Genomic DNA, 19543 nt, shown 5'->3' with positions numbered 1-19543 from the left:
CCCACAACGGTATTGGGAGGGGAGCCCATGGCCCTCGACTTCGACACGGTCTACCAGCTGGACCAGGTACCCGACCTTGAAGACGCCAAGGTCACAACCTCGTACGAGTGGGAAGGCGTCACCTACGAACTGCGCAACCACATCGACGGCTGGCTGGTCGTCATTCGCTCCGCGTCGCCTTCCGCGACCATCTATCCCAGCCACGTGGACGGCGAGTACACCTTCGGTCGCGTCATCGTCAACGCGCTGTTGAGCACTGCCGGCACTCGGGTCGGATGGAACGAGCAGAACCAGGCAGGGGTCACCTGCGACAGCAACGGCACCCGCTGGGCTGTCGCCTGGCTGCAGGCCGGCCAACCGCATTTCCACGACTTCGACGATTGGCGCAGCGCGCATACCGCCCTCGCTGACACGCTCGAAGCCATGGCCAAGCAGCCGGTATACACCGGAAGCAACATGGAGGACGAAATCCTCCAAGCCTACCTTCGCCTCGCCGCCAGCAGCATGCGAGCCACCGTCGACCGCGCACACCTCGGAGACACCCTCCGAGAGTGGCAACCCCACATGCAAGCCGACCGACGCGTCGCCGACATCGCCAAACACCTCGACGTTGATCGAAAGTTCCTCTACCGCGTGTTCGACGGCACCGAATGGTGCCCTCGCTACACGCCAGCTGGAACCGCACCAGTGAGCTGATGGCCCATCTCAACCGCGGACGCGACGCACCCCCGCATCTCGGCTGAAACACCAGGTCGCAGGCCCCTTGAGCGAAAGGACGACATGGCGGACTCTGGAGACGGAGGCCGTCATGCCGAACAAACGTCCCCGCGGGCCGCAGCCGCACTGGCGGCCCAAACGGGAGACCCTCCGGGTACTGAGCGCGGTCGACGCTGTCCTCGACCGCTACCGCGACCACCTGCCCGTCTCGCTTCGCCAGCTGTTCTACGTGCTCCTAAGCGACGGCGTGCTGGAGAAGACGGAGCGCGACTACAAACGGATGTGTGAGTACGTCGGTATGGCCCGCCGCTCCGGCCGGATCCCCTGGGACATGATCCGCGACGACACCCAGCTCGCCGTGAACGCTCCTCCCTCCTTCGCCGGACTCGAGGACTTCTGGATGGCCGTCGACGCGGCGGTCGACGACTACCGCGTCGACCGCCAGGTCGGCCAGCCCGTCCGGCTGGAACTGTGGTGCGAGACGGCCGGCATGGTCCCCCAGCTGGTACGGATCGGCGAGGAGTTCGGAATCGCCTGCTTCTCCGGGGGCGGGTTCGACGGCCTGGCCGGCAAGCACGACGCGGCTGTCCGGACGATGTCAGAAGGCCGGAAAACCCGGATTTTGCACCTGGGCGACTACGACCAGAGCGGCGAGCACATGTTCAGCTCGCTGGCCGAGGACGTGATCGCGTTCGCCGAGGCCGCGGGCGGCGAGGTCGAGTTCGAGCGGGTCGCGGTCACCCCCGAGCAGATCATCACCTACAACCTGCCGACCGCCCCGCCGAAGGCGACCGACCGGCGCTCGTTCTCGGGCATCACCACAACCCAGGCCGAGGCCCTGCCGCCTGACATTCTGGCCGCGATCGTCCGCCAGGCCATCGAAGCCCACCGTGACCCCGAGGTCCATCGGCAGGTGCTCGCCCGCGAGCAAGCCGAACAACGCGCCATCCGCGAGCGCCTGAGCCAGCGGCCCGGAGCCGGTCAGCCTCCCCGTGGGTGAATCTTCCGTCGAGGTTCGTGCACCACACCTGTTGCACACGCTATGGTCGCACCGACTGCTTCTGAGCTGCGAGAACTCGAACCGCACGCTCGCGGCGCCCCGGAGAAACGTCGGCGACTTCGACGCCTCGGGCGCCGATATCGAGCGGGACTGGGTGGCCCCGCACTGCCTGCTGGAGTCACGTGGAACGCGTCCTGCTCACGTACGACCAGGTGCGCGAGCACGAGCTCCCTGCGGCCGCGGGGAGGGCTGGCGATCCGCGTTGGGCAGGATTCGCACGCCGATACGGGCTCGACCCTGGCCAGCCGGTGCAGTGGGAGGTCGAGGCGCTTGACCCGCTCGAGCTTCAGCGCCTGGTCCTCGCCGCCGTCGCCCCGTACCTCGACGAGGCTGTTCTCGGCGAGCGGATCGCGGAGGAAGAACGGCAGCGGGGGCAGCTCAGAGCGTTCGCCTCTGGGTGGCCCTCCAGCCAGGCGACGGCTACTCCAGACGGGGATTGAGCAGTAACCTCGGTCCTCATGGCGCGTTGGGGGTGTCGTGCCACAGCCTGCGTCCAGCTCCAGCAAGCCCACCGCCGCCCCGGCGGGCAAGGCCCAGCCACTGCCCTTCCTGCTGACCACCCAGCAAGGCGAAGCGGCTCGCACGCTGCTGAGCTACGTGGCCTCACTGCCGCTGCCCGGGCCCGACCCGCAGCTTCTAGCCGTCGTGGTGGCCATCAGGGCCGCACGCGGCGGCGTCGGCAACGTCACCGGAACGGACCTGTCTGCTCTGCGGCTGGGCGATCCACGACAAGCCGTTGAAGCCCTTCGTTTTCTGGGCTGGCAGATGGATGACGCGGTCTTCGACAGCGACCCCGCCGCGCCGCCGGTCCCCGTCACCGTCCCCGAGCTGGCCCGCGAGACGGACCACCCCCTGCCCTTCGGGAAGAACACGCGCTCGCGCGTGTCCGGATGGACCACGCGGGCCCTGTCCGCCAAGCCGGTCAAGAAGCTCCCGCCCGCCGCCCGGCTGGCCGGCCTGTTCCTCGCCGCGCACAGCACCTCCACGCTCCTCGGGCAGATCCCGCCCGGCTTCCCCGAAGCCTGCCGGACCGCTCTGCCGGACCTTCTGCGCAAGGACTTCCTCGCCGAACTCTCCGGCGACCAGTACCGCCTGGACCCGCAAGTACGCCACCTGTCAGGCATGCGCCCACCAACCGACGAGGAGACCGCGGCAGAGCCCCCGAAGACCCGGGCCAAGCCCATCGCCACGGTGACTCCAGGGTTCGAGTTCAGCGCCGACACCTGGGCGCAGTGGAAGAACGCGGCCACACCCGCGCTGTGTCGACATGTGGAGAGCGTCGAGCACTGCACCCTGTGCGCACTGCCCCCGGAACGGATTGCGGAGGCGTTCATGCCTCCCGCCCGGCCCCAGTTCTTCTCCAAGGCCACCCTGATCGCCTACGGCCAGTGGAAGGACGCGCACCCGGACCGCGGTCCGCAGGCTGCCACGTTCACCGTGGCGTTCCGCACCGAACACGGACACGGCCCTTCGTTCAGGCAACTGTGCGAGGGCCTGGGCTGGAACAAGATCAGCCGCCCGGTACGCGGCTTCGTCGTGCAACGCCTGCTGTCGAACGGATGGCTGACCACCACCGGCAAGGTGCCCTGGACTCTCCGCCCGGGGCCAACCGCACAGGAACAGGGCATCACTCTGCCCAGAGCACGGAGCTCAGCGGCCGCCGCTAGGCAATGACCCAGGTGCGGACCCGCTCCGAGAACGAACGGCTGGTGACGAGGCCGAGCGGCTGCACTGGCGCCGTGGCGGGCGTACAGACCTCTGCAGCAAGGCGGCTGACGGTCTCACGCTACTCAACATGAGACCGAGCTCTCGGCGACAGGAAATACGCGACACCGCAACACGCGAGCCCACCAGTCCGGTCCCCTCGACTGGTGCACCAGCACGGTCAACGCCCAGCCCGCTCCCCGGCCTGGGCGACCTACGCGACCGCGGCGCACTCGGATCACCGGGGAGAAACGAGCGATGGGCAGCTCCGCTGGGCTCCGGCCCCCGGCCCGACAAGCCGACGCTGTCGCCCATCGGTGACAGCCGCGAGCGCGCCCATACAGGTTGCGGCGCGGGGCCGACAATGAGCCGCCCGGCAGGGATGGCGAATCACGGGGTAGGAGCACACCGTTCGCACGGGCGGTAGTAGCGGCCCCCTCGGGGTCGATGGTGTGCCCACCCGCAACCGCGCCGAGAATCGTCGCCGCACTGGACCGACTCGGCGGTCCGGTCACGGTCCATCAGGGTTTCACGCCACTTCACGATCCCGCGCGCAGTTCACGCCTCTTCACGCTGGTGGCCTCTGTGCCGTTCCTCCCGGCCGCGGTGTGCTGGTCGGGCTTGAGGAATCCGTGCACGACGGGGAGGTCGTTGCAGTGACTGCGCGTGTGCAGGAGACCAGCGCGGCCGGCGGGGTCGGCACGTGGGGCGACATGCCGGAGGCCCCGGCCCATCAGCTCACGAAGGAACCGACGAAGGCGCTGCTCTACGTCGCTGACCCGATGGTGCGTGAGGGGTGGGCGACGCTGGTGGGAGTGCTTGGGGCCACTGAGGCCCTGCGCTTCGCCTCCGAGACGGCCCTGCTGTGGCTGCGACCTGACGCCGTCGCCGCCGGAGCGACGGGCGAGGTGCTCAACCGGATCGCCGAGGACGGCTTCGTGCCGGTCGGCGCGAACACAGCCCACTTGGACCGGGGTGGGGTGCGAGCGCTGTGGTGGTGGCAGCTGAAGCGGGCGACCGCCGAGCGCCTGCTGCTCCTTGAGGCCGTGGCGGCGTTGGGGCCCGGACTGCTGGTCCTCTATCGCCACCCGGATGGCGACCCGGCGCGTCGGCTGACCCGGCTCAAGGGCGGTAACGATCCCGTGGGTCGGCCCGCAGACTCGCTGCGGTCGGTGGCGGGCAGCCCCAACCGGCTGCTGACGATGGTGCACACCAGCGACGACCCGCTCGACGTCGTCCGGGAGCTCGCGGTGTTCCTTCCGTGGCGGGAGCGGGCGGAGCTGGTGGCGTCAGCCTGGGCCAGCAGCCGGGACGGGGCGCCGGTGCTGGAGGCACCGCTCGCGGCGGTGCAGGCGGCCTACCCCGGGTGCTCCGCGGACCCGACCGGGGCCGTCGGGCGGGTGCCGGAGCAGCGGGGGGAGGCGTTCGCGGCGCTGGTGCGCGATGCGGCCGACCCGCGCCTGGCGCAGCGGTGGGCCGCGGTCAGTGCCTGGTCGCGCCGGGCCCCGCTGCTGAACGACGGGTCGGTGCGATGAGCCGGGTGTCAGCGGGGCTCGGCCAGCGCGGTGGCCAGCTTGACCCACCGCTCCAGCAGCGTGGCGGCGGCGCCGCTGTCCACCGCGGCGCGCGCCCGGTCCAGGCCGTCGGCGAAGGCGTCCTCGAACACCGCGGCGTCGGTGACGACGCCGCGGTGAGCGACCAGGGCGCCGGCGGCGTTGGCGAGGACCGCGTCGCGGGCCGCGCCGGGAGCACCGGAGAGCATGGTGTGCACGGCTGCCGCGTTGTAGGCGGCGTCGCCGCCGCGCAGCGCGTCTTCGGCGGGTCGGCTCAGCCCGAAGCGCAGGGTGTCGAACGAGGTGCGGACCACGTCGCCCGGCGCCGTGGTGTTCCACACGTCGGTGGGGGCGGCGGTGGTGATCTCGTCCAGACCGTCGTGGCCGCGGACCACCAGCGCGCTCGCGCCGCGGTCGGCGAGCACCGAGGCGAGGACGGGGGCCAGCGAGAGGTTCGAGCAGCCGACCAGGGCCGAGCCGGGGCGGGCCGGGTTGGTCAGCGGGGCGAGGTAGTTGATCGCGGTGGGCACGCCCAGGGTGCGCCTGACGGGAGAGGCGTGCTTGAGGCCCTGGTGGAAGGCCGGGGCGAAGGTGAAGGCGATACCCAGGTCGGTGACGCACCGGGCGACCTGCTCGGAGCCCAGGTACAAGGGGATGCCGAGGGCCTCCAGCACGTCGGCGGAGCCGGCTTTGCTGGAGACGGAGCGTCCGCCGTTCTTGACCACTGGCGCGCCGGCGGCGGCCGCGACGATCGCGGCCATGGTGGAGATGTTCACGGTGTGCGCGCCGTCGCCGCCGGTGCCGACGATGTCGACGACATCGCGGCCGTCGACCGGCAGGGGCACGACCCGGTCCATCAGGGCGTCCAGGAGGCCGGAGATCTCGGCGGCGGTCTCGCCCTTGGCGCGCAGCGCGACGAGGAACCCGGCGAAGGACACGGGCTCGTGGGCGTCGTTCATGACCTCGCCCATGGCCCATCGGGTGTCGTCCGCGGTCAGGTCTTCGCCACGCAGGAGCGTGGCGAGGAGCTGCGGCCAGGTGCGGGCGGCGGGTGCGGTCACAGGGGTCTCCTCGGTGCGGCCCGCGGGCGTACGCCACACCGGGCCGGTCTGCTTCGGGCCTCGAGCCTAGCGAGTTGCGGGCGCGCGCACCCGCCGTTGGCCGGGGTGGGGGCGATGTCGTGGACGCGGTGATCGTGGACCAGGCCGCCGCGCGGGCGGCCGCTCAGCGCGCGGCCGCGGCGGCCGACGGCGGGGTGAAGGGCGACGGCGGGCTGGTGCTCGTGATCGGCGGCTCGCGCACCTACACCGCGCCGCCGTTCCTGGCCGGGGTGGCCGCGCGCCGCACTGGGGTGCACGGTGTGCGGATCGCCGCGCCGCCGGGCCCGGCTGCCGGGCACGTCGTGCTGGAAGCGCACCTGATCGAGGTGCCGGGGCCGGAGCTGGGCGCCGCCACCGTGGCAACGGTCGCCGAGCAGTCGGCCCGTATCGGCGAACGCATGAGGGCGGACGGCGCCCGCGGCCGACTGGTGTGGCTGGTCGGCCCGGGCCTGGGCGGCAGCCCGCAGGCCGGCCAAGTCCTCGACGCCCTGGTCCGGGCCCGTCGGCAGGACCGGTCTGCGGCGCTGGTGGTCGACGGGTCGCTCGGCGGCGGCCCCGCAGCGCGGCGCCATATCCGGGCGCTGGGCGCCGACTTGGTCCTTCTCAACCGGCACGAGGCCCGGGCACTGCTGCCCGAGGCCCGCCCGCCCGGCCGCGAAGACGTACTCGATGCCGCGGAGTTGGCCGCGCTGGCCCGCGAGCTCGAGGCGGTGGTGGTGGCCAAGGGGGACGTGGACCGGATCACCGACGGCACCCGGGCCTGGCAGGTGCCGGCCGGGCACCCGGGGCTGGCCCGCCACGGGACCGGCGACGTACTGGCCGGTGTCGCGGCCGGCCTGCTCGCCCAGACGCTCCCGGCCCCGGACGCGGCGGCGTTGGCCTGCCACCTGGTGGGCACCGCCGGCGCCGAGCTGGCCGCCAGCACCGGCCCGGGCTGGCTCTCCCAGGACCTGCTCGGCGCGGTCGCCGCCGCCCTGCGGGACCTGCTCACCACCACCGGCGCGCCCCACCGCCCGGCCTGACCGCGGCTCCGGCCCGGCCCCCACACCCGTTCGTCGTTCCAGATTCCGAGTGGAGATCGTGATGACCGCTGTCCAAGAACACCCCGCCCAGGCCGGGGAGCAGACCCTGGAAGAGCTCTGCCGTCTGGCTGCCGAGCACCGCGAGCACGGGGAGCACCGCGGCACGCTGCACCCGATGGTGTGGCGGGCGGTGGAGGAATCCGTGCTGCCGCGCGTCGCGGTGCCCGCCCAGTGCGCCGGGCTGGAGTGGCCGGTGCCGCGCATCCTGGACGCGGTGCGCCGGGTCGCCGCCGCCGACCCGGCGGCCGGGTGGGTCGCCGCCATCCACGCCCCGGCCGGCGCGTTCCTCTCCCGCCTCGACCTCGCGATCGCCCTCGGCCTGGCCGGTCCCCGCCCGGTGATCGCCGGATCCTCCCTGCCCGCCGGTTCCACCGAGCAGCACCAGGCGGGCGTCCGCCTCACCGGGCACTGGCCGCTGGTCACCGGGGCCCCGGCGATGACGCTGGCCGCGCTCGCCGCCCCGGTCCACGGCCCCGACGGGGTAGCGGCCACCCGCTGGTGGCTGGTCCCGCGCCGCCAGCTGACAATCGAGGAGGACTGGGACGCCCTGGGCCTGCGCGGCTCCGCGTCGTTCACCGTGGCGTGCGAGACCGACGTCCCCTTCGAACACGGCATCTGCCTGACCGACCCGCCGCGCCTGGACGCGCCGTTGTTCCGCTACCCGCTCTACGGACTGATGGCCGGGTGCATCGCCGCGGTGGCGCAGGCGACCGGCGAGCGGGCCCTGGCCGCGTTCTCCCGGCTGGCCGCTCGCACCCGCACCCGGCACGCGGCCGGCGCACTCTCCGAACAACCCACGGCCCAGGCGGCGTTCGCCCGCGCGGACGGCCGGCTGCGCGCCGCGACCGCCCTGCTGGACAGCGCCACCGCAGCGGCGTGGAACAGTGCCCTGGCCGGGCAGGTGCCCGACGCCGAGCGGGCGCTGCTGCGCTCGGCCTGCTGCCAGATGGCCGAGGCCGCCGAGGACGTGTGCCGGGAGTTGTTCGACGCCGCTGGCACCGCGGCTGTCCACCGCGCCAGCGGCCTGGAGGGCTGCTGGCGCGACGCCGTGACGATCTCCCGCCACGCCCTGGTCGCTCACCGGGGCCGCCAGCTCGCCGGCGCATACGAGCTGACCACGGTCTCGGCGAAGGACCTGTGATGGCCGACCGGATCCTTCAGTGCTTCCTCGGCCAGCCCGGCGAGCAGCCCGCCACTGTCGACCTCGACGGCACCGTCTGGTCCTTCGACCAGGTCCTCGGCCGCGCCCTGGCGGTGGCCCAGCTCTTGCGTGCCCGCGCCCAGGTGGCCGGCCGCGTGGTGCTGCTGCGCACCGGGCCGACCCCGCTGTTCAGCGTCGCCGATCTTGCGGTCCTCCTTGCCGGAGGCGTGCCCGCGGTCCTTCCCGACCTCACCGGGCAGCAACTGGCCGCGGTGTGGCGAGTCCTCGACCCGGCGGCTGTCATCGACACCACCGCCCCCACCACTGACATGGCGGACAGCGGCTCGCTCGCCGACGCCGTCCGGCACGCCGTCTTCACGCCCCTGCTGCGGGTGGACGAGGACGTCTGCCGCCCGACGGGCACGCCCGTGCAGTGGCGGGCGGTCGCCCGCCGACGGGCCGCAGCCCGGCTGGAACAGGCTGGTGCGGTCGTCTTCACCTCCGGTACCACCGGCACCCCCCGCGCGGCTGTCCTCAGCGACGCGGCGCTGGTGCGCGGCGTGCGCGCCTGGAGCGCGCAGTGGAACCACCGGCCAGCTCGCACCCTGGCCTACCTGCCGGTCTCCCACGTTGCCCAAAGGATCATGGGGCACACCCTGATGTGCCTGTACGGCACCACCGTGGTGGCCTCCATCCCCGACCGCATCGCCGAGGACCTGGTCACTCACCGGCCGGACACGCTGCTGGGCGTCCCCCATGTCTGGGCCCGCCTGGCCGCTGGCGCGCACGGCGTCGACCTGCGTACGGCGCTGTCCGGCGTGCACGCTGCGGTCAACGGCGCCGCCGCCCTGGACCGGACGGTCGCCGCCGAGCTCAAGCGGCACACCGGGCTGCGGATCATGGGCGCCTACGGGGCCACGGAGACCACCGCTCCCGCCTTCCACCAGCGCGACGCGACGCTACCGGGCCTGGGCTGGCCAGTCGGCGTCGACTTCCACCTGACCGCCGAAGGTGAGCTGCGGCTGCGCGGGCCGAACCTGGCGATGGGTTACGTCGACTGCTGGCCGCACCTGCGGCCGGTCACCGACCGCGATGGCTGGCTGCGCACGGGCGACCTCGTCCGCGCCACCGGCGACGGAGAACTCCACCTCGCCGGCCGCCTCTCCTCCTCGTTCAAGACGGCCCGCGGCGAGATGGTCAGCCCCGAACCGGTGGAGGCGCACCTGCTCACCCACCCGGACGTGACCGCCGCGTGCCTGCTCGGCCCCGGCCTGCCGCGCGCCGTCGCCCTGGTCTGCGCCCCCCGCACCGCCGCCTGGGCTCCCCAGCGGATTGCCGCGCTCGAAGACGACCTCTTCACCCGCGCCGAGGCAGCCCGGCGCCGCGGCGAGGTGCCCTGGTCCGACCTGGCGGCCGTCCGCGTCCTGTCCGACTCCTGGACCGACCTCGGGCTGGTCACCAGCACCCGCAAACCGCGCCGTACGGCGATCGCCGACCGCTACCGCCACCTCCTCACACTCCCGGAGCTCCCCCGTGTCCCCGCATGACGCCCGTCCCGAACGGCCCGTCCTGTGCATCGACATGGGCGGTGTCTTCTTCCGCTACAGCTTCCTGTCCGCCCTCGCCGCCTGGGCGGATGCCGCCGGCACCGACGCCGACCGACTGCGGGAGCGCTGGCAGATCGACGGGCCCTTCGACGCCTTCGAACGCGGCGAGATCACCCCCGCCGACTACCTCGGCCACCTGCGCCACCTCCTGGGCCTGCACCGCTTGAGCGACGAGCAGATCGCCGCCGGCTGGAACGCCATCTACGGCGCGGTCAACACCGACCTGGTCCAGCTGCTCGGCCGCGCCGAGGTCCGCGCCCGCTTCCACCGCGTGGTCGGCGTCTCCAACACCAACACCCTGCACGCCGCCTTCTGGCGCGAGCTGTACCGCGACCAGCTCCCGGTCCTGGACACCGTGCACTGCTCCCACGAGATCGGCGCGACCAAGCCGAACCCGGCCTTCTTCGACCACGTCGCCGCCCAGTACGGCGTCGCCCGCAGCCGGCTCGTGCTGGTCGACGACATCGTCGAGGTCACCACCGCCGCGACCGAACTGGGCCTGCGCGCCCACCACTACCTGAGCGCCGCCGACCTCGCGGCCTTCCTGAACACCCTCTGATGCTTCCGCTTCCGCCCCATGCCAAGGGAGAACCCTGCTGTGGAACTGCTGATCACCGGAGCCGCCGGCTTCATCGGCTCCGCCCTCACCGAAGCGCTGCGCAGCGCCGGGCACGCCGTCACCGCGGTCGACGACCTGTCGGTCACCTCGCCGCGCCCGCAGCCCGCGGACCTCCAGGTCCGCGACGTCCGCCACCTGACCCCGGCCGACCTCGACGGTTGCGACACCGTCGTTCACCTGGCCGCGCGCAAGTCGGTACCCGCGAGCTTCCAGGTCGGCGGGTTCGAGCACAACGTCGCCGTCGACCGGCACCTCATCCACGCCTTCGCCGCCTCGCGCGCCCGGCGCCTGCTGCTGGCCTCCTCCTGCGAGGTCTACGGCCAGCAGACCGGCCCGCTCGCCGAGCACGCCCCACACGCCCCCCGCTCCCCATACGCCGCCGGGAAGGCGGCCACCGAGCACCTGGCCGACATCTACCGCCCCCGCCTGGAGGCCGGACGCCAGCTGGGGATCGTGCGGTTCTTCAACACCTTCGGCCCTCACGAGGACCCCGACGCTGTCGTCCCCGCCTTCCTCGACGCGGCCGCCGCCGACCGGCCGCTGACGATCGAGGGCGACGGCGCCCAGGCGAGGGACCTCACCCACATCGACGACGCAGTCACCATCCTGGCCCGCATCCTGGCCGGACCGACGCTTCTGCCGGTCGTCAACTGCGGCTCCGGACAAGCGATCTCGGTCCGCGACCTCGCCCAGGCCGTCATCCGCGCCGCCGGACGCGGCAGGGTGACCCACACCGCCGCCCGCCCCAACGAGATCGCCTCCTTCACCGCGGACATGAGCCTGTTCACCCGCGTGTACGGGCCCGCCCGACACCGGCCACTGGAGCAGGCCCTGGCCCACACTCTGAAGGAGCGCCAGCGCACCTGGACCACCGCCGGAGTCTCCCGATGACCCTCCGCCCCGCCGCCCCACCGGCGAACTCCGCGACACCGGCGGCCGCCCGCACGCCGCTGCACGCGGTCAGCGGCCCGGCGGCCCTGGGCACCTTCGAGTTCGGCACCCCCGCTCTGACCACCGCCCGCGCCTACGAACTCCTGGACACCTACTACGAGCTTGGCGGCCGGCTGATCGACACCGCGCCCACCTACGGACCGGCCGACGGAGGCTTCCACGCCGAACCGCTGATCGCCCACTGGCTGTGTACCACCGAACCCGACGGCGTGCACGTCATCACCAAGGCCGGGCTGGACCCGGCCCGCCCCCAGCACGGCAACCTGCGCCCCGAGACGATCCTCGACCAGGCCCGCCGCAGCGCCGAGCGCCTCGGGGTCCCCTTCACCCTGGTCCTGCACCGCGACGACCCCGGCATCGGCGTCGACGAGATCGCCGACGCCGCCGACCGTGCGGTCCGCGACGGCTACGCCACCCGCGTCGGCGCCTCCAACTGGACCACCAGCCGCCTGGAGCAGTGGGCCGTCCACGCCCACCAGGCCGGGCTGGCCGTGCCGGAGGTCACCGCGCCGCTGTGGAGCCTGGCCCGGCGCGCCGAGCCGCCCCCGGAGCCCTGGCTGGTCGAGGCCGACGGGGACCACCTTCACCTGGCCTTCCGGCACGCGATGACCGTCACCCCCTACCGCACGCTGGCGGCCGGGTTCCTCACCGCCCAGCACACCGGACGCCATGCCCACCACCACGCCACGACCTACGACACCCCCCAAGCGCGGGCGCGGCGCGCGCGGCTCGCCGAGGCCGCCACCGCGCTGCGGATGACGCCGCACGGGCTGGCTCTGGCCTACCTGCGGGCCGCCGGCCGCCCGGCTGGGGTGGTCCCGGTCGTCGGGGCCCGTACCGTCGGGCAGCTGCGCGAGAGCATGGCGGGCGCCGCCGCGTCCGCCCGCGTCACCCCCGAGCTGGCCACCTACCTCGAAGGCCGCCCGTGACCGGCCAGTTCCTGCCGCCCGGCTTCGGCCGAGCGGCAGGGTCAGTCCAGCAGCCGGGCGAACCGCCCGGGCAGCAAGCCGCGGCTGTTGCCCGCGTACGGGAACAGCCACGTCGCCCGGCGCAGGAAGTCCCGCAGATCATGGCCGAGGTCGTCCAGCACGCCGCGCACGGTCAGCGGTTCGGCGAAGTCGAACACCGCCGAGGCGTCCGCGCCGTTGCGGCTGACCTCGGCGACGCCGGGAAGCTCCCCGTCCTGCGGGTGCCAGACCACCTGCCAGCACCGGTCCGAGCCGGTCACCTGCCAGCGCAAGGTTGCCCCTTGGGCGCCCATCGCCTCGACTGTCAGCCCCTTGAACCGCAGGCGCTGCGTCCAGGACTCCAGCAGGCCGGCGACCGCCTCGCGCCGTGCGGCCGCATCCAGTGCCACCGGCTCCAGCGCACGCTTCACCTCGGCGGGCACCCCGGCCGCCAGCACCCCGGCGGGCAGCGACCGGGTCACGGTGGCCGTCGCGGCCACCACCGTGCCCGCACCCACACTCACCCCGGGCAGCAGCACCGCGCGGAACCCCAACCAGGCCCCGTCCCCGACCTCCACGCCCCCGAACGCGGCCCCGTGACCGTCGCGGACCGAATGCCCGGCGTGGTAGCCGTGGGTGAAGACCGCCACCTCGGCGCTGATCCCCACCCCGTCCCCGATCACCACCGGCATGGTCGGGTTCACCGTCACATCCGGCGCGATCTGGCACCGGTGCCCGATCCGCACCACCGAGTTCTCCTCCATCGACGCCCCGGCACCGATACGCAGACGCTGCCCGAAGTAGCTGCCCTCGCCCACCGACCACAGCCGGCACACCACGTCCGCGCCCGCGTCCACCACCGTGCCCACGCCCAGCACGGCCTCGTCCGCCACCAGCCACCGGCTGTCCGCGCCCACCTGCCCGCCCGCTCCCACCTCCAGGCGCGCCGAGCGCAGGTCGCAGCCCGGCCCGATCACCGCGCCGTCGCCCAGCACCAGGTCGTCGGCCACGATCACCGTGCCCGCGCCGATCCGCACTCCCTCGCCGACCCGCACCCGCCGCGCCCGCAGCTCCACCCCGGGAAAGTCCGTCGCCACCACCGCGTCCTCCTTCATATGCACCACGGCCCGCGGCCAATGCCGCAGGCTGATCCGGTCCGATTCCGCACGTCAGGAGCACCATGACCTCCACCTCGCGCAGCGTTCTGGCCGTCGCGGCCCACGCCGACGACGAAGTCCTCGGGGCCGGCGGCACACTGGCCGCCCACGTCCACGCCGGCGACCACGTCCACCTGTTGGTCCTCAGCGCCAGCGCCACCAGCCGCCAGGGCGAGGACCACGACCAGGTCCGCGCCCACCGCGCCGCCTGCGTGGAGAAGGCCGCCGCGCTCTACGACGCCCAGGTGCAGATCGCCGATTTCCCCGACAACGCCTTCGACACCGCGCCCCGCCTGGGGATCACCCAGACCGTCGAGGCCGCCGTGTCCCGCTTCAAGCCGCAGATCCTCTACACCCACAGCACCGCCGACCTCTCCCTCGACCACCGCATCACCGCCGAGGCCGTCGCGGCCGCCACCCGGCCCCAGCCCGGCAGCACCGTGGCCACGGTCCTGGCCTGGGAAGTGCGCTCCGCCACCGAGTGGGGAACCGGCGGTCCATTCCGGCCGACCTGGTTCCAGCCCCTGACCGACCAAGACCTGGCCGTCAAGGAGCAAGCGCTGGAGGTGTACGCCAGCGAGATGCGCCCCTGGCCCCACACCCGCTCGGTCCGGGCCGTGCTCGCCGCGGCCCGCGTGCGCGGAGCCCAGGTAGGACACGAAGCCGCCGAGGCGTTCGAGGTGGTCAGGCACACGGTCCTCACGCCAGCGTGAAGAAGGCACGCTGCTCGGGCGCCAGGGCCAGCGCGATGCGCTCGCTGACGCTGGCCCGCACCGGCGGCAGGCCATCCAGCGCGAACCAGCCCACCTCCAGCGACTCGTCATCCGCTGCCCGCGCCACCTGACCCGGTTCGGCAGGCCGGCACGCGAAGACCAACTCCAGGTACTGGGCGCGGTCACCGCCCGGGTGCCGGACTTCCGGTGAAACGGTGACCGCCGCCAGGCGCTCGACCACCACCCGGAGCCCGGTCTCCTCCTCCACCTCCCGCACCACCCCGGCGGCCGGCTGTTCACCCGGCTCCAGGATGCCGCTGAGCAAGGACCACTCCCCGGTGTCGGACCGCCGGTGCAGCAGCACCCGCCCCGCGGCGTCGCGCACGATCGCGTTCACCCCCGTCAGCCACAGCAGATGGTCCGGGCCGACCACGGCCCGCAACGCGGCGACGAAGTCCGGGATCACAACAACCACCTCGGGCGCGAAGGAGCAGGTCATGGGAAGGGCCGGATGCCGCCACGGTGCCCTCACGAGCGGCCCCGGCCCCACCCCAGCCCACCAGCCGGCAACCTGGCGCGCCCAGGTCCCACCAGCGTGAACCCCGTGAACTGCGAAGGCAGAAGCGTGAAATCCCATGAAATCCACCACACGACGACTCTGTGACGTAGCGTCAGCGCGTGGCGACTGAAAGCCTCCCCGCACGTCCACACCCCGCCGTGCTCCAGGACGCGCTCACCCGCGCCAACTGGTCGGCCCGGCAACTGGTCAAGACCGTCAACCCCCGCCTCAACGCGATGGGCCACCCCACCGTTGACATCACCGCGGGCTACAAATGGCTGCGCGGACATGTCCCCCGCTCCGCAGCGGTCCGGGACGTCGTCGTGGTCGTCCTGTCCGAGGCGACCGGCCACCGCTACACCTCAACCGAAATGTGGGGCAGCGCCTACCCCTCTGCGGAAGCCACACAGCCAGGGGAGACCGAAGAACTACTCGGCCCTCTCCCCCTGGAAGCGGTCTTGCGGACCGCGTCCGCCTGGACCAGCGGCACCGTCGAACCCGCCCTCGTGCAGTCCACCACCGACGAGAAGCTGACCGCTGCGGTCTGGGACGCCACCCGCCAAGCCCCCGCCCGACTGCTCACCGGGCGCAGGAACGGAGAGGTCGTCGCACCGGAGTTCGTCGACATGCTCTTCGAACAACTCGCCGCCTTACGACGCCTCGACGACCGCACCGGCGGCGGGCCGCTCAGCCAGCGTCAGGCCCGCCATGCCCTCCACGACTCCCTCGGCCTCATCCACGACGGCCAGTACACCGCCGCCACCGGCACCCGCCTTCTGCAGTGCGCCGCCGGAGCCGCCCAACTCGCCGGATTGATGAGCTTCGACGCTGGCCTCGCCCCGGCATCCCACCGGTACCAGCTCCTGGCCATCCGCATCGCCCGCGCCGTCGGCGATACCACCACCGTCTCCAACGCCCTGGGCATGCTCGCCTACCAGCACGCAGCCGACGGCAACCCGAACCTGGCCCTGCGGTTCGCGTACGCCGCCGTCGAACACGCCAGGGGAGCCCTGCCCCTGGTCCAGGCCCGGGCCTGGGCGCGCCTGGCCACCGCACAAGCCGCCGCCGGCAACCTCGACGGCTTCCGCCGCGCGACCGACCAGAGCCGGCGCCTGATCCAAAACCGCCACGCCGACGATCCGCCCTCGCTGTACTACCTCACCCCCCAGCAGATCAACGCCGAGTCCGGCCAGGCCCTCGTCGACCTCGCCGCCCACATCCCCGGCAAACGCACCCTCCTGCTACGCGAGGCCGCCGCCCTCCTCAGCCCCATCGCCGACCAAGGCCCTACCACCGGCTTCCGCCGCTCCGGCATCCTCCACGGCATCCACCTCGTCCGCGCCAGCATCGGCGCCCGCGACCCGGAAGCGACCGCCCACTGGATCACCGCGCTGGCCGACCACGTCCCCCACATCCAATCCATCCGGTGCCGCACCCTCCTGACGGCGGTGCGCACCAGGGCCAGCAACCCGCTGCGCACCGCCGGCCGCACTGATGCACTCGAAGCCATCAGCAAGGCACTATCAAGTGCATGACCCACCTGTTGCCGACCGCGGACCGAGCGTGGACGATCACCGCCGTCTCCTACGACGGCCCCGACGCCTGCGGACTCACCCAGGCCCTCCACCATGAGCAGATAGCGACCTACGGCCGAGCCGACGATCCCGAAGCCACCGACCCCGCCGAATTCGACCCTCCGAACGGCGCGTTCCTCCTGGCCACCCGCGCGGACGGCACCGCCTTGGCCTGCGGCGGCTGGCGCACCGCCGCACCCACCACCGCCGAGATCAAACGCATGTACGTCTCCCCGGCAGCCCGCGGCCACGGCCTCGGACGACAGATCCTTAAGTCCCTGGAGGACGACGCCCGGTGGCAGGGCATGAGCGCGGTGATCCTGGAGACTGGCGTCAGCAATCTCGCCGCGCTCGCTCTCTACACCAACTGTGGGTACGCCTTGATCGCCCCCTACGTCGCGGGCCGCGACCCCCGCATCAACCGAGCACTGGGCAAAGCCCTGGGGCCGTCGGCCGAAGGACCGTAGTCCGGCGTTACCCCCCAGGTGGTGGGGTTGCCGAAGACAAACTTGCTGCCGGGCGCGTCCTTTCCGAAGCCGCACGGCGGGGCTGGGGGCTCGTGGGGCTGAGCGAGTAACCTCGCGCGGCGCTCGCCTACATGCTCGCCGCTGCACCACGGTGCGGCCGTGCGGGGCTGCGTGATGTGATCGGTGAGCTGCTCCAACCGTGAGCCGTCCGACGCCCACCCACTAGGGTCCGTCTTCAAACGACTCTTGCCTGGCTGGAGGCGAACCTGTCGTCGATGTCTGGGATCCAGAAGCAGATCTCCAACGTCTTCAAGCGGTCCCAGTGCCGCACACGGCGCCCGTGCCTAGCTGCGGCGGTTAGGCTTGCGAGGAGCAGTGTCGCGCAGCTGCCCGCAAGCACACGATCGGGTCCTACGGCGAGTTCGATCACTGCGACGACGCATGCGAACATAAGCCCGAGGGCCGAGTTCCGCAGCATCAACGCGACGCCTTGCAAACGAGTGATCTCGCCCGCTGCTTCCTTGTCGTGGAGTTCCACCGCCGCTAGCAACAGCGACGTATCAACGTGCACGAAAGTTCGGTCCCGGGCCTCGGGCACTCTGGTCACGAAGTCGAGCCGAGCGTGATCGACACTCCAGTTCCAACGCGGTGCCACCTTGTCCAGGAGGGCGCTCAAGGGATAGGCGAGGTGCCCCAGCAGGTAACTGGCAGCGGCGGCTCCGACCACCTGCAGCACTGACGGTGCCGAGGCCAGACTTGCGAAATCGATGACGTCCAAGCGTGCGAGCACGTAAATGATCAGGGACAGATGCAGTGCTCCAGGTATCCCATAGGTGAACAGATCGAAGATGCCCACAGCAAAGGTCACGTTGCTCCTCCTGGCTCGCCAAGGACTCTGACTCTAGTGAGCTCTAAACGGTCAGGCATGCCACCCCATCGCGGACATTCTCAACAAATCACCTAGATTGGATGGTGGATCATGGTTGAGTGATACGCCGTCATGAACTGACCGACAGTGAATGGGAGTTGCTCGCTCCACTGATCCCGCGGGCTGCGACGGGTCGGCCGCGGATGGAGGACCGCCGGGTGATCAACGGCATGGTCTACAAGATCCGGACCGGCATCTCCTGGCGGGACCTGCCCGAACGCTACGGACTGTGGAAGACGGTCTACACCCGCTTCCGCCGTTACGCGCTCGACGGGGTCTTCACCCGGGCCCTGCAAGAGATGCAGGCCCGGGCGGATGCGATCGGGGACATCGACTGGCTGGTCCAGATCGACTCCACCATCGTCCGCGCCCACCAGCACGCCGCCGCCACGGGCCGAAAAAGGGGACCTTCGGCCGTACGAACCGGACGATCACGCCCTCGGCCGGTCCCGAGGCGGACTCACAACGAAGATCCACCTTGCCTGCGACGGCCGGGGACGGCCGCTGGCCGTCCTGCTCACAGCCGGTCAGCGTCATGACAGCGTCTGCGCCCGCCCGTTGCTCGAGCGCATCCGGGTGCCCCGCCTCGGGCGGGGCCGGCCGCGCTGCCGCCCGGATCATGTGATCGCGGACAAGGCTTACGCCTCCCGCGGGTTCCGCGCCTACCTGCGCAAGCGCGGTATAGGCCACACCATTCCGGAGAAGCAGGACCAAGAACGCCACCGCCGCAGGAAGGGACGTCGCGGTGGCAGGCCGCCCGCATTCGACCGGGAGGTCTACCGCCGACGCAACGTCGTCGAACGCTGCTTCAACCGGCTCAAGGGCTTTCGAGGCATCGCGACCAGGTACGACAAGACCGCCACCTCCTACGAAGCAGCGGTCGCTCTTGCCTCGTTCCTGCTCTGGGCAAGATCCGTTTGAAGACGGACCCTAGATCCCAAGGAACCACGTATGAGCGACCTGTCAGCCGGCACCGACCACAAGAGCGCCCCGGACCCCCTGCCCAACGTGTACCTGCGGCTGGTCGCCGAGGAATCGATACCCGAGGAAGCACGAGGGCAGTTCAACTACCTGCAACCACTGGCCACGGACCTCCTGGCGGGCATCGCCCTCGACACCCCTGACAACGTCCGTGTCCTCAGCGACCCCGACGTGGCCCTCGTCGAGTGGGACACGCTCGCTGCCGCCGCGCGTACCAACTTGCTCAGCGAGCCGGTCAACTACGACACCGTCGACCTCCCTGGTGGCGCGGTCCTCCACATCCTCGGCCACCCGGAGTCGGTGTTCGCGGCCAGCAAGGTGCTCGTCTTCGAAGAGGCGGTGCGGGCCACCGACGGACCCGAGATACCGGACGAGGGTGTGCTGCTAGTCGTCCCGAACCGGCACAACCTCGCGTTCTACCCGCTCACCGACAAGCACGTGGCCGAGGCCGTCAACGCCTTGGCAGAGTTCGGGCAGGGCGCCTACGAGGATGGCCCCGGACGCCTCTCCCCCCGGGTGTTCTGGTGGCGCGCCGGCACCCTGACATCGATCACGCTCTTCGACCAGGAAAATCGGACGATGAGGATCTCCCCGCCCGACGAACTCATGACGATCATGCGTCGCCTGGTCGGCACCGCTGGCTGAGAGCAGCCACCCGCATTTCGACCTGACGGCTGTTGACC

The 19543-nt window shown here is 71.9% G+C and carries 20 protein-coding genes; 16 read left to right on the top strand and 4 right to left on the bottom strand.

Features of this window, described 5'->3' with window-relative positions; all coding sequences use genetic code 11:
- Positions 1-27: 27 nt before the first annotated feature.
- The 5 genes from LCH29_RS20385 to LCH29_RS20365 all read left to right on the top strand — a co-directional run bounded on the left by LCH29_RS20385 (position 28) and on the right by LCH29_RS20365 (position 5016).
- Positions 28-696 carry a hypothetical protein gene (locus LCH29_RS20385; protein ID WP_446463173.1) on the top strand — a complete coding sequence of 223 codons (669 nt, stop codon included), beginning with the start codon at positions 28-30 and terminating at the stop codon, positions 694-696.
- Between the two features lie 112 nt (positions 697-808).
- Entirely contained in the window at positions 809-1717 is a 909-nt protein-coding gene (locus LCH29_RS20380; RefSeq protein WP_446463172.1) for a hypothetical protein, read from the top strand.
- A 182-nt stretch (positions 1718-1899) separates the two neighbouring features.
- On the top strand, positions 1900-2217 hold the full coding sequence (locus LCH29_RS20375; RefSeq protein WP_446463171.1) for a hypothetical protein: 318 nt from the start codon (positions 1900-1902) through the stop codon (positions 2215-2217).
- Positions 2218-2254: 37 nt separating this feature from the next.
- On the top strand, positions 2255-3451 hold the full coding sequence (locus LCH29_RS20370) for a hypothetical protein (protein ID WP_446463170.1): 1197 nt from the start codon (positions 2255-2257) through the stop codon (positions 3449-3451).
- A 686-nt stretch (positions 3452-4137) separates the two neighbouring features.
- The gene (locus tag LCH29_RS20365) at positions 4138-5016 is read left to right on the top strand and encodes a nucleoside-diphosphate kinase (RefSeq protein WP_446463169.1); all 879 of its coding nucleotides are present in this window, start codon (positions 4138-4140) and stop codon (positions 5014-5016) included.
- A gap of 8 nt (positions 5017-5024) precedes the next feature.
- Here the strand turns inward: LCH29_RS20365 and trpD are convergent, their stop codons facing one another.
- Positions 5025-6095 (bottom strand): anthranilate phosphoribosyltransferase, encoded by a 1071-nt coding sequence (trpD, locus tag LCH29_RS20360; protein WP_446463168.1) that lies wholly within the window; start codon positions 6093-6095, stop codon positions 5025-5027.
- Positions 6096-6214: 119 nt separating this feature from the next.
- Between trpD and LCH29_RS20355 the strand changes: the two genes are divergently transcribed.
- From LCH29_RS20355 to LCH29_RS20330, 6 genes are all read left to right on the top strand, one after another.
- A complete protein-coding gene (locus LCH29_RS20355; protein WP_446463167.1) occupies positions 6215-7156 on the top strand; it encodes an ADP-dependent NAD(P)H-hydrate dehydratase in 942 nt (313 codons plus the stop codon).
- Between the two features lie 61 nt (positions 7157-7217).
- Positions 7218-8357, top strand: a complete 1140-nt coding sequence (locus LCH29_RS20350; RefSeq protein ID WP_446463166.1) for a hypothetical protein — start codon at positions 7218-7220, stop codon at positions 8355-8357.
- Positions 8357-9904 carry an AMP-binding protein gene (locus tag LCH29_RS20345; protein WP_446463165.1) on the top strand — a complete coding sequence of 516 codons (1548 nt, stop codon included), beginning with the start codon at positions 8357-8359 and terminating at the stop codon, positions 9902-9904. The genes LCH29_RS20350 and LCH29_RS20345 overlap by 1 nt, the downstream gene beginning before the upstream one ends.
- A complete protein-coding gene (locus LCH29_RS20340; RefSeq protein WP_446463164.1) occupies positions 9891-10523 on the top strand; it encodes a hypothetical protein in 633 nt (210 codons plus the stop codon). The genes LCH29_RS20345 and LCH29_RS20340 overlap by 14 nt, the downstream gene beginning before the upstream one ends.
- Positions 10524-10562: 39 nt before the next feature.
- Entirely contained in the window at positions 10563-11474 is a 912-nt protein-coding gene (locus LCH29_RS20335) for an NAD-dependent epimerase/dehydratase family protein (protein WP_446463163.1), read from the top strand.
- The gene (locus tag LCH29_RS20330) at positions 11471-12463 is read left to right on the top strand and encodes an aldo/keto reductase (protein WP_446463162.1); all 993 of its coding nucleotides are present in this window, start codon (positions 11471-11473) and stop codon (positions 12461-12463) included. Before LCH29_RS20335 ends, LCH29_RS20330 begins: the two co-directional genes overlap by 4 nt.
- 41 nt (positions 12464-12504) lie before the next feature.
- On the opposite strand, the gene LCH29_RS20325 is transcribed toward LCH29_RS20330, so the two are convergent.
- Complete coding sequence (locus tag LCH29_RS20325) at positions 12505-13578, bottom strand: hypothetical protein (RefSeq protein ID WP_446463161.1); 1074 nt, start codon at positions 13576-13578, stop codon at positions 12505-12507.
- Between the two features lie 83 nt (positions 13579-13661).
- Between LCH29_RS20325 and LCH29_RS20320 the strand changes: the two genes are divergently transcribed.
- Positions 13662-14351 carry a PIG-L deacetylase family protein gene (locus LCH29_RS20320; protein ID WP_446463160.1) on the top strand — a complete coding sequence of 230 codons (690 nt, stop codon included), beginning with the start codon at positions 13662-13664 and terminating at the stop codon, positions 14349-14351.
- Here the strand turns inward: LCH29_RS20320 and LCH29_RS20315 are convergent.
- Complete coding sequence (locus LCH29_RS20315; RefSeq protein ID WP_446463159.1) at positions 14338-14817, bottom strand: NUDIX hydrolase; 480 nt, start codon at positions 14815-14817, stop codon at positions 14338-14340. The genes LCH29_RS20320 and LCH29_RS20315 overlap by 14 nt on opposite strands.
- Positions 14818-15029: 212 nt before the next feature.
- Between LCH29_RS20315 and LCH29_RS20310 the strand changes: the two genes are divergently transcribed.
- Together LCH29_RS20310 and LCH29_RS20305 are read left to right on the top strand one after the other, a co-directional pair.
- The gene (locus LCH29_RS20310) at positions 15030-16445 is read left to right on the top strand and encodes a hypothetical protein (protein WP_446463158.1); all 1416 of its coding nucleotides are present in this window, start codon (positions 15030-15032) and stop codon (positions 16443-16445) included.
- The gene (locus tag LCH29_RS20305) at positions 16442-16951 is read left to right on the top strand and encodes a GNAT family N-acetyltransferase (protein ID WP_446463157.1); all 510 of its coding nucleotides are present in this window, start codon (positions 16442-16444) and stop codon (positions 16949-16951) included. The genes LCH29_RS20310 and LCH29_RS20305 overlap by 4 nt, the downstream gene beginning before the upstream one ends.
- A 235-nt stretch (positions 16952-17186) precedes the next feature.
- On the opposite strand, the gene LCH29_RS20300 is transcribed toward LCH29_RS20305, so the two are convergent.
- Positions 17187-17819, bottom strand: coding sequence for a hypothetical protein (locus LCH29_RS20300; protein ID WP_446463156.1), 633 nt, complete (start codon positions 17817-17819; stop codon positions 17187-17189).
- Positions 17820-17941: 122 nt separating this feature from the next.
- Here LCH29_RS20300 and LCH29_RS20295 point away from each other — a divergent pair.
- Positions 17942-18800 (top strand): IS5 family transposase gene (locus tag LCH29_RS20295; protein WP_446463231.1). Its coding sequence is split into 2 segments (ribosomal slippage): positions 17942-18295 and positions 18297-18800, totalling 858 coding nucleotides; the frame shifts between segments, so codons are not numbered across the junction.
- A 30-nt stretch (positions 18801-18830) separates the two neighbouring features.
- Positions 18831-19505 carry a hypothetical protein gene (locus tag LCH29_RS20290; protein ID WP_446463155.1) on the top strand — a complete coding sequence of 225 codons (675 nt, stop codon included), beginning with the start codon at positions 18831-18833 and terminating at the stop codon, positions 19503-19505.
- Positions 19506-19543: the final 38 nt, after the last annotated feature.

It is taken from the genome of Streptomyces sp. BRA346 (genome assembly GCF_052851135.1).
This window is presented reverse-complemented; position numbering and strand designations above follow the sequence as displayed.

What these genes read in the sequence shown, in the direction of transcription:
- LCH29_RS20385 (WP_446463173.1), top strand. Translation starts at nt 28, where the DNA reads ATGGCCCTCGACTTCGACACGGTCTACCAGCTGGACCAGGTACCCGAC.
- LCH29_RS20380 (WP_446463172.1), top strand. Translation starts at nt 809, where the DNA reads ATGCCGAACAAACGTCCCCGCGGGCCGCAGCCGCACTGGCGGCCCAAA.
- LCH29_RS20350 (WP_446463166.1), top strand. Translation starts at nt 7,218, where the DNA reads ATGACCGCTGTCCAAGAACACCCCGCCCAGGCCGGGGAGCAGACCCTG.
- LCH29_RS20345 (WP_446463165.1), top strand. Translation starts at nt 8,357, where the DNA reads ATGGCCGACCGGATCCTTCAGTGCTTCCTCGGCCAGCCCGGCGAGCAG.
- LCH29_RS20330 (WP_446463162.1), top strand. Translation starts at nt 11,471, where the DNA reads ATGACCCTCCGCCCCGCCGCCCCACCGGCGAACTCCGCGACACCGGCG.
- LCH29_RS20320 (WP_446463160.1), top strand. Translation starts at nt 13,662, where the DNA reads ATGACCTCCACCTCGCGCAGCGTTCTGGCCGTCGCGGCCCACGCCGAC.
- LCH29_RS20305 (WP_446463157.1), top strand. Translation starts at nt 16,442, where the DNA reads ATGACCCACCTGTTGCCGACCGCGGACCGAGCGTGGACGATCACCGCC.
- LCH29_RS20290 (WP_446463155.1), top strand. Translation starts at nt 18,831, where the DNA reads ATGAGCGACCTGTCAGCCGGCACCGACCACAAGAGCGCCCCGGACCCC.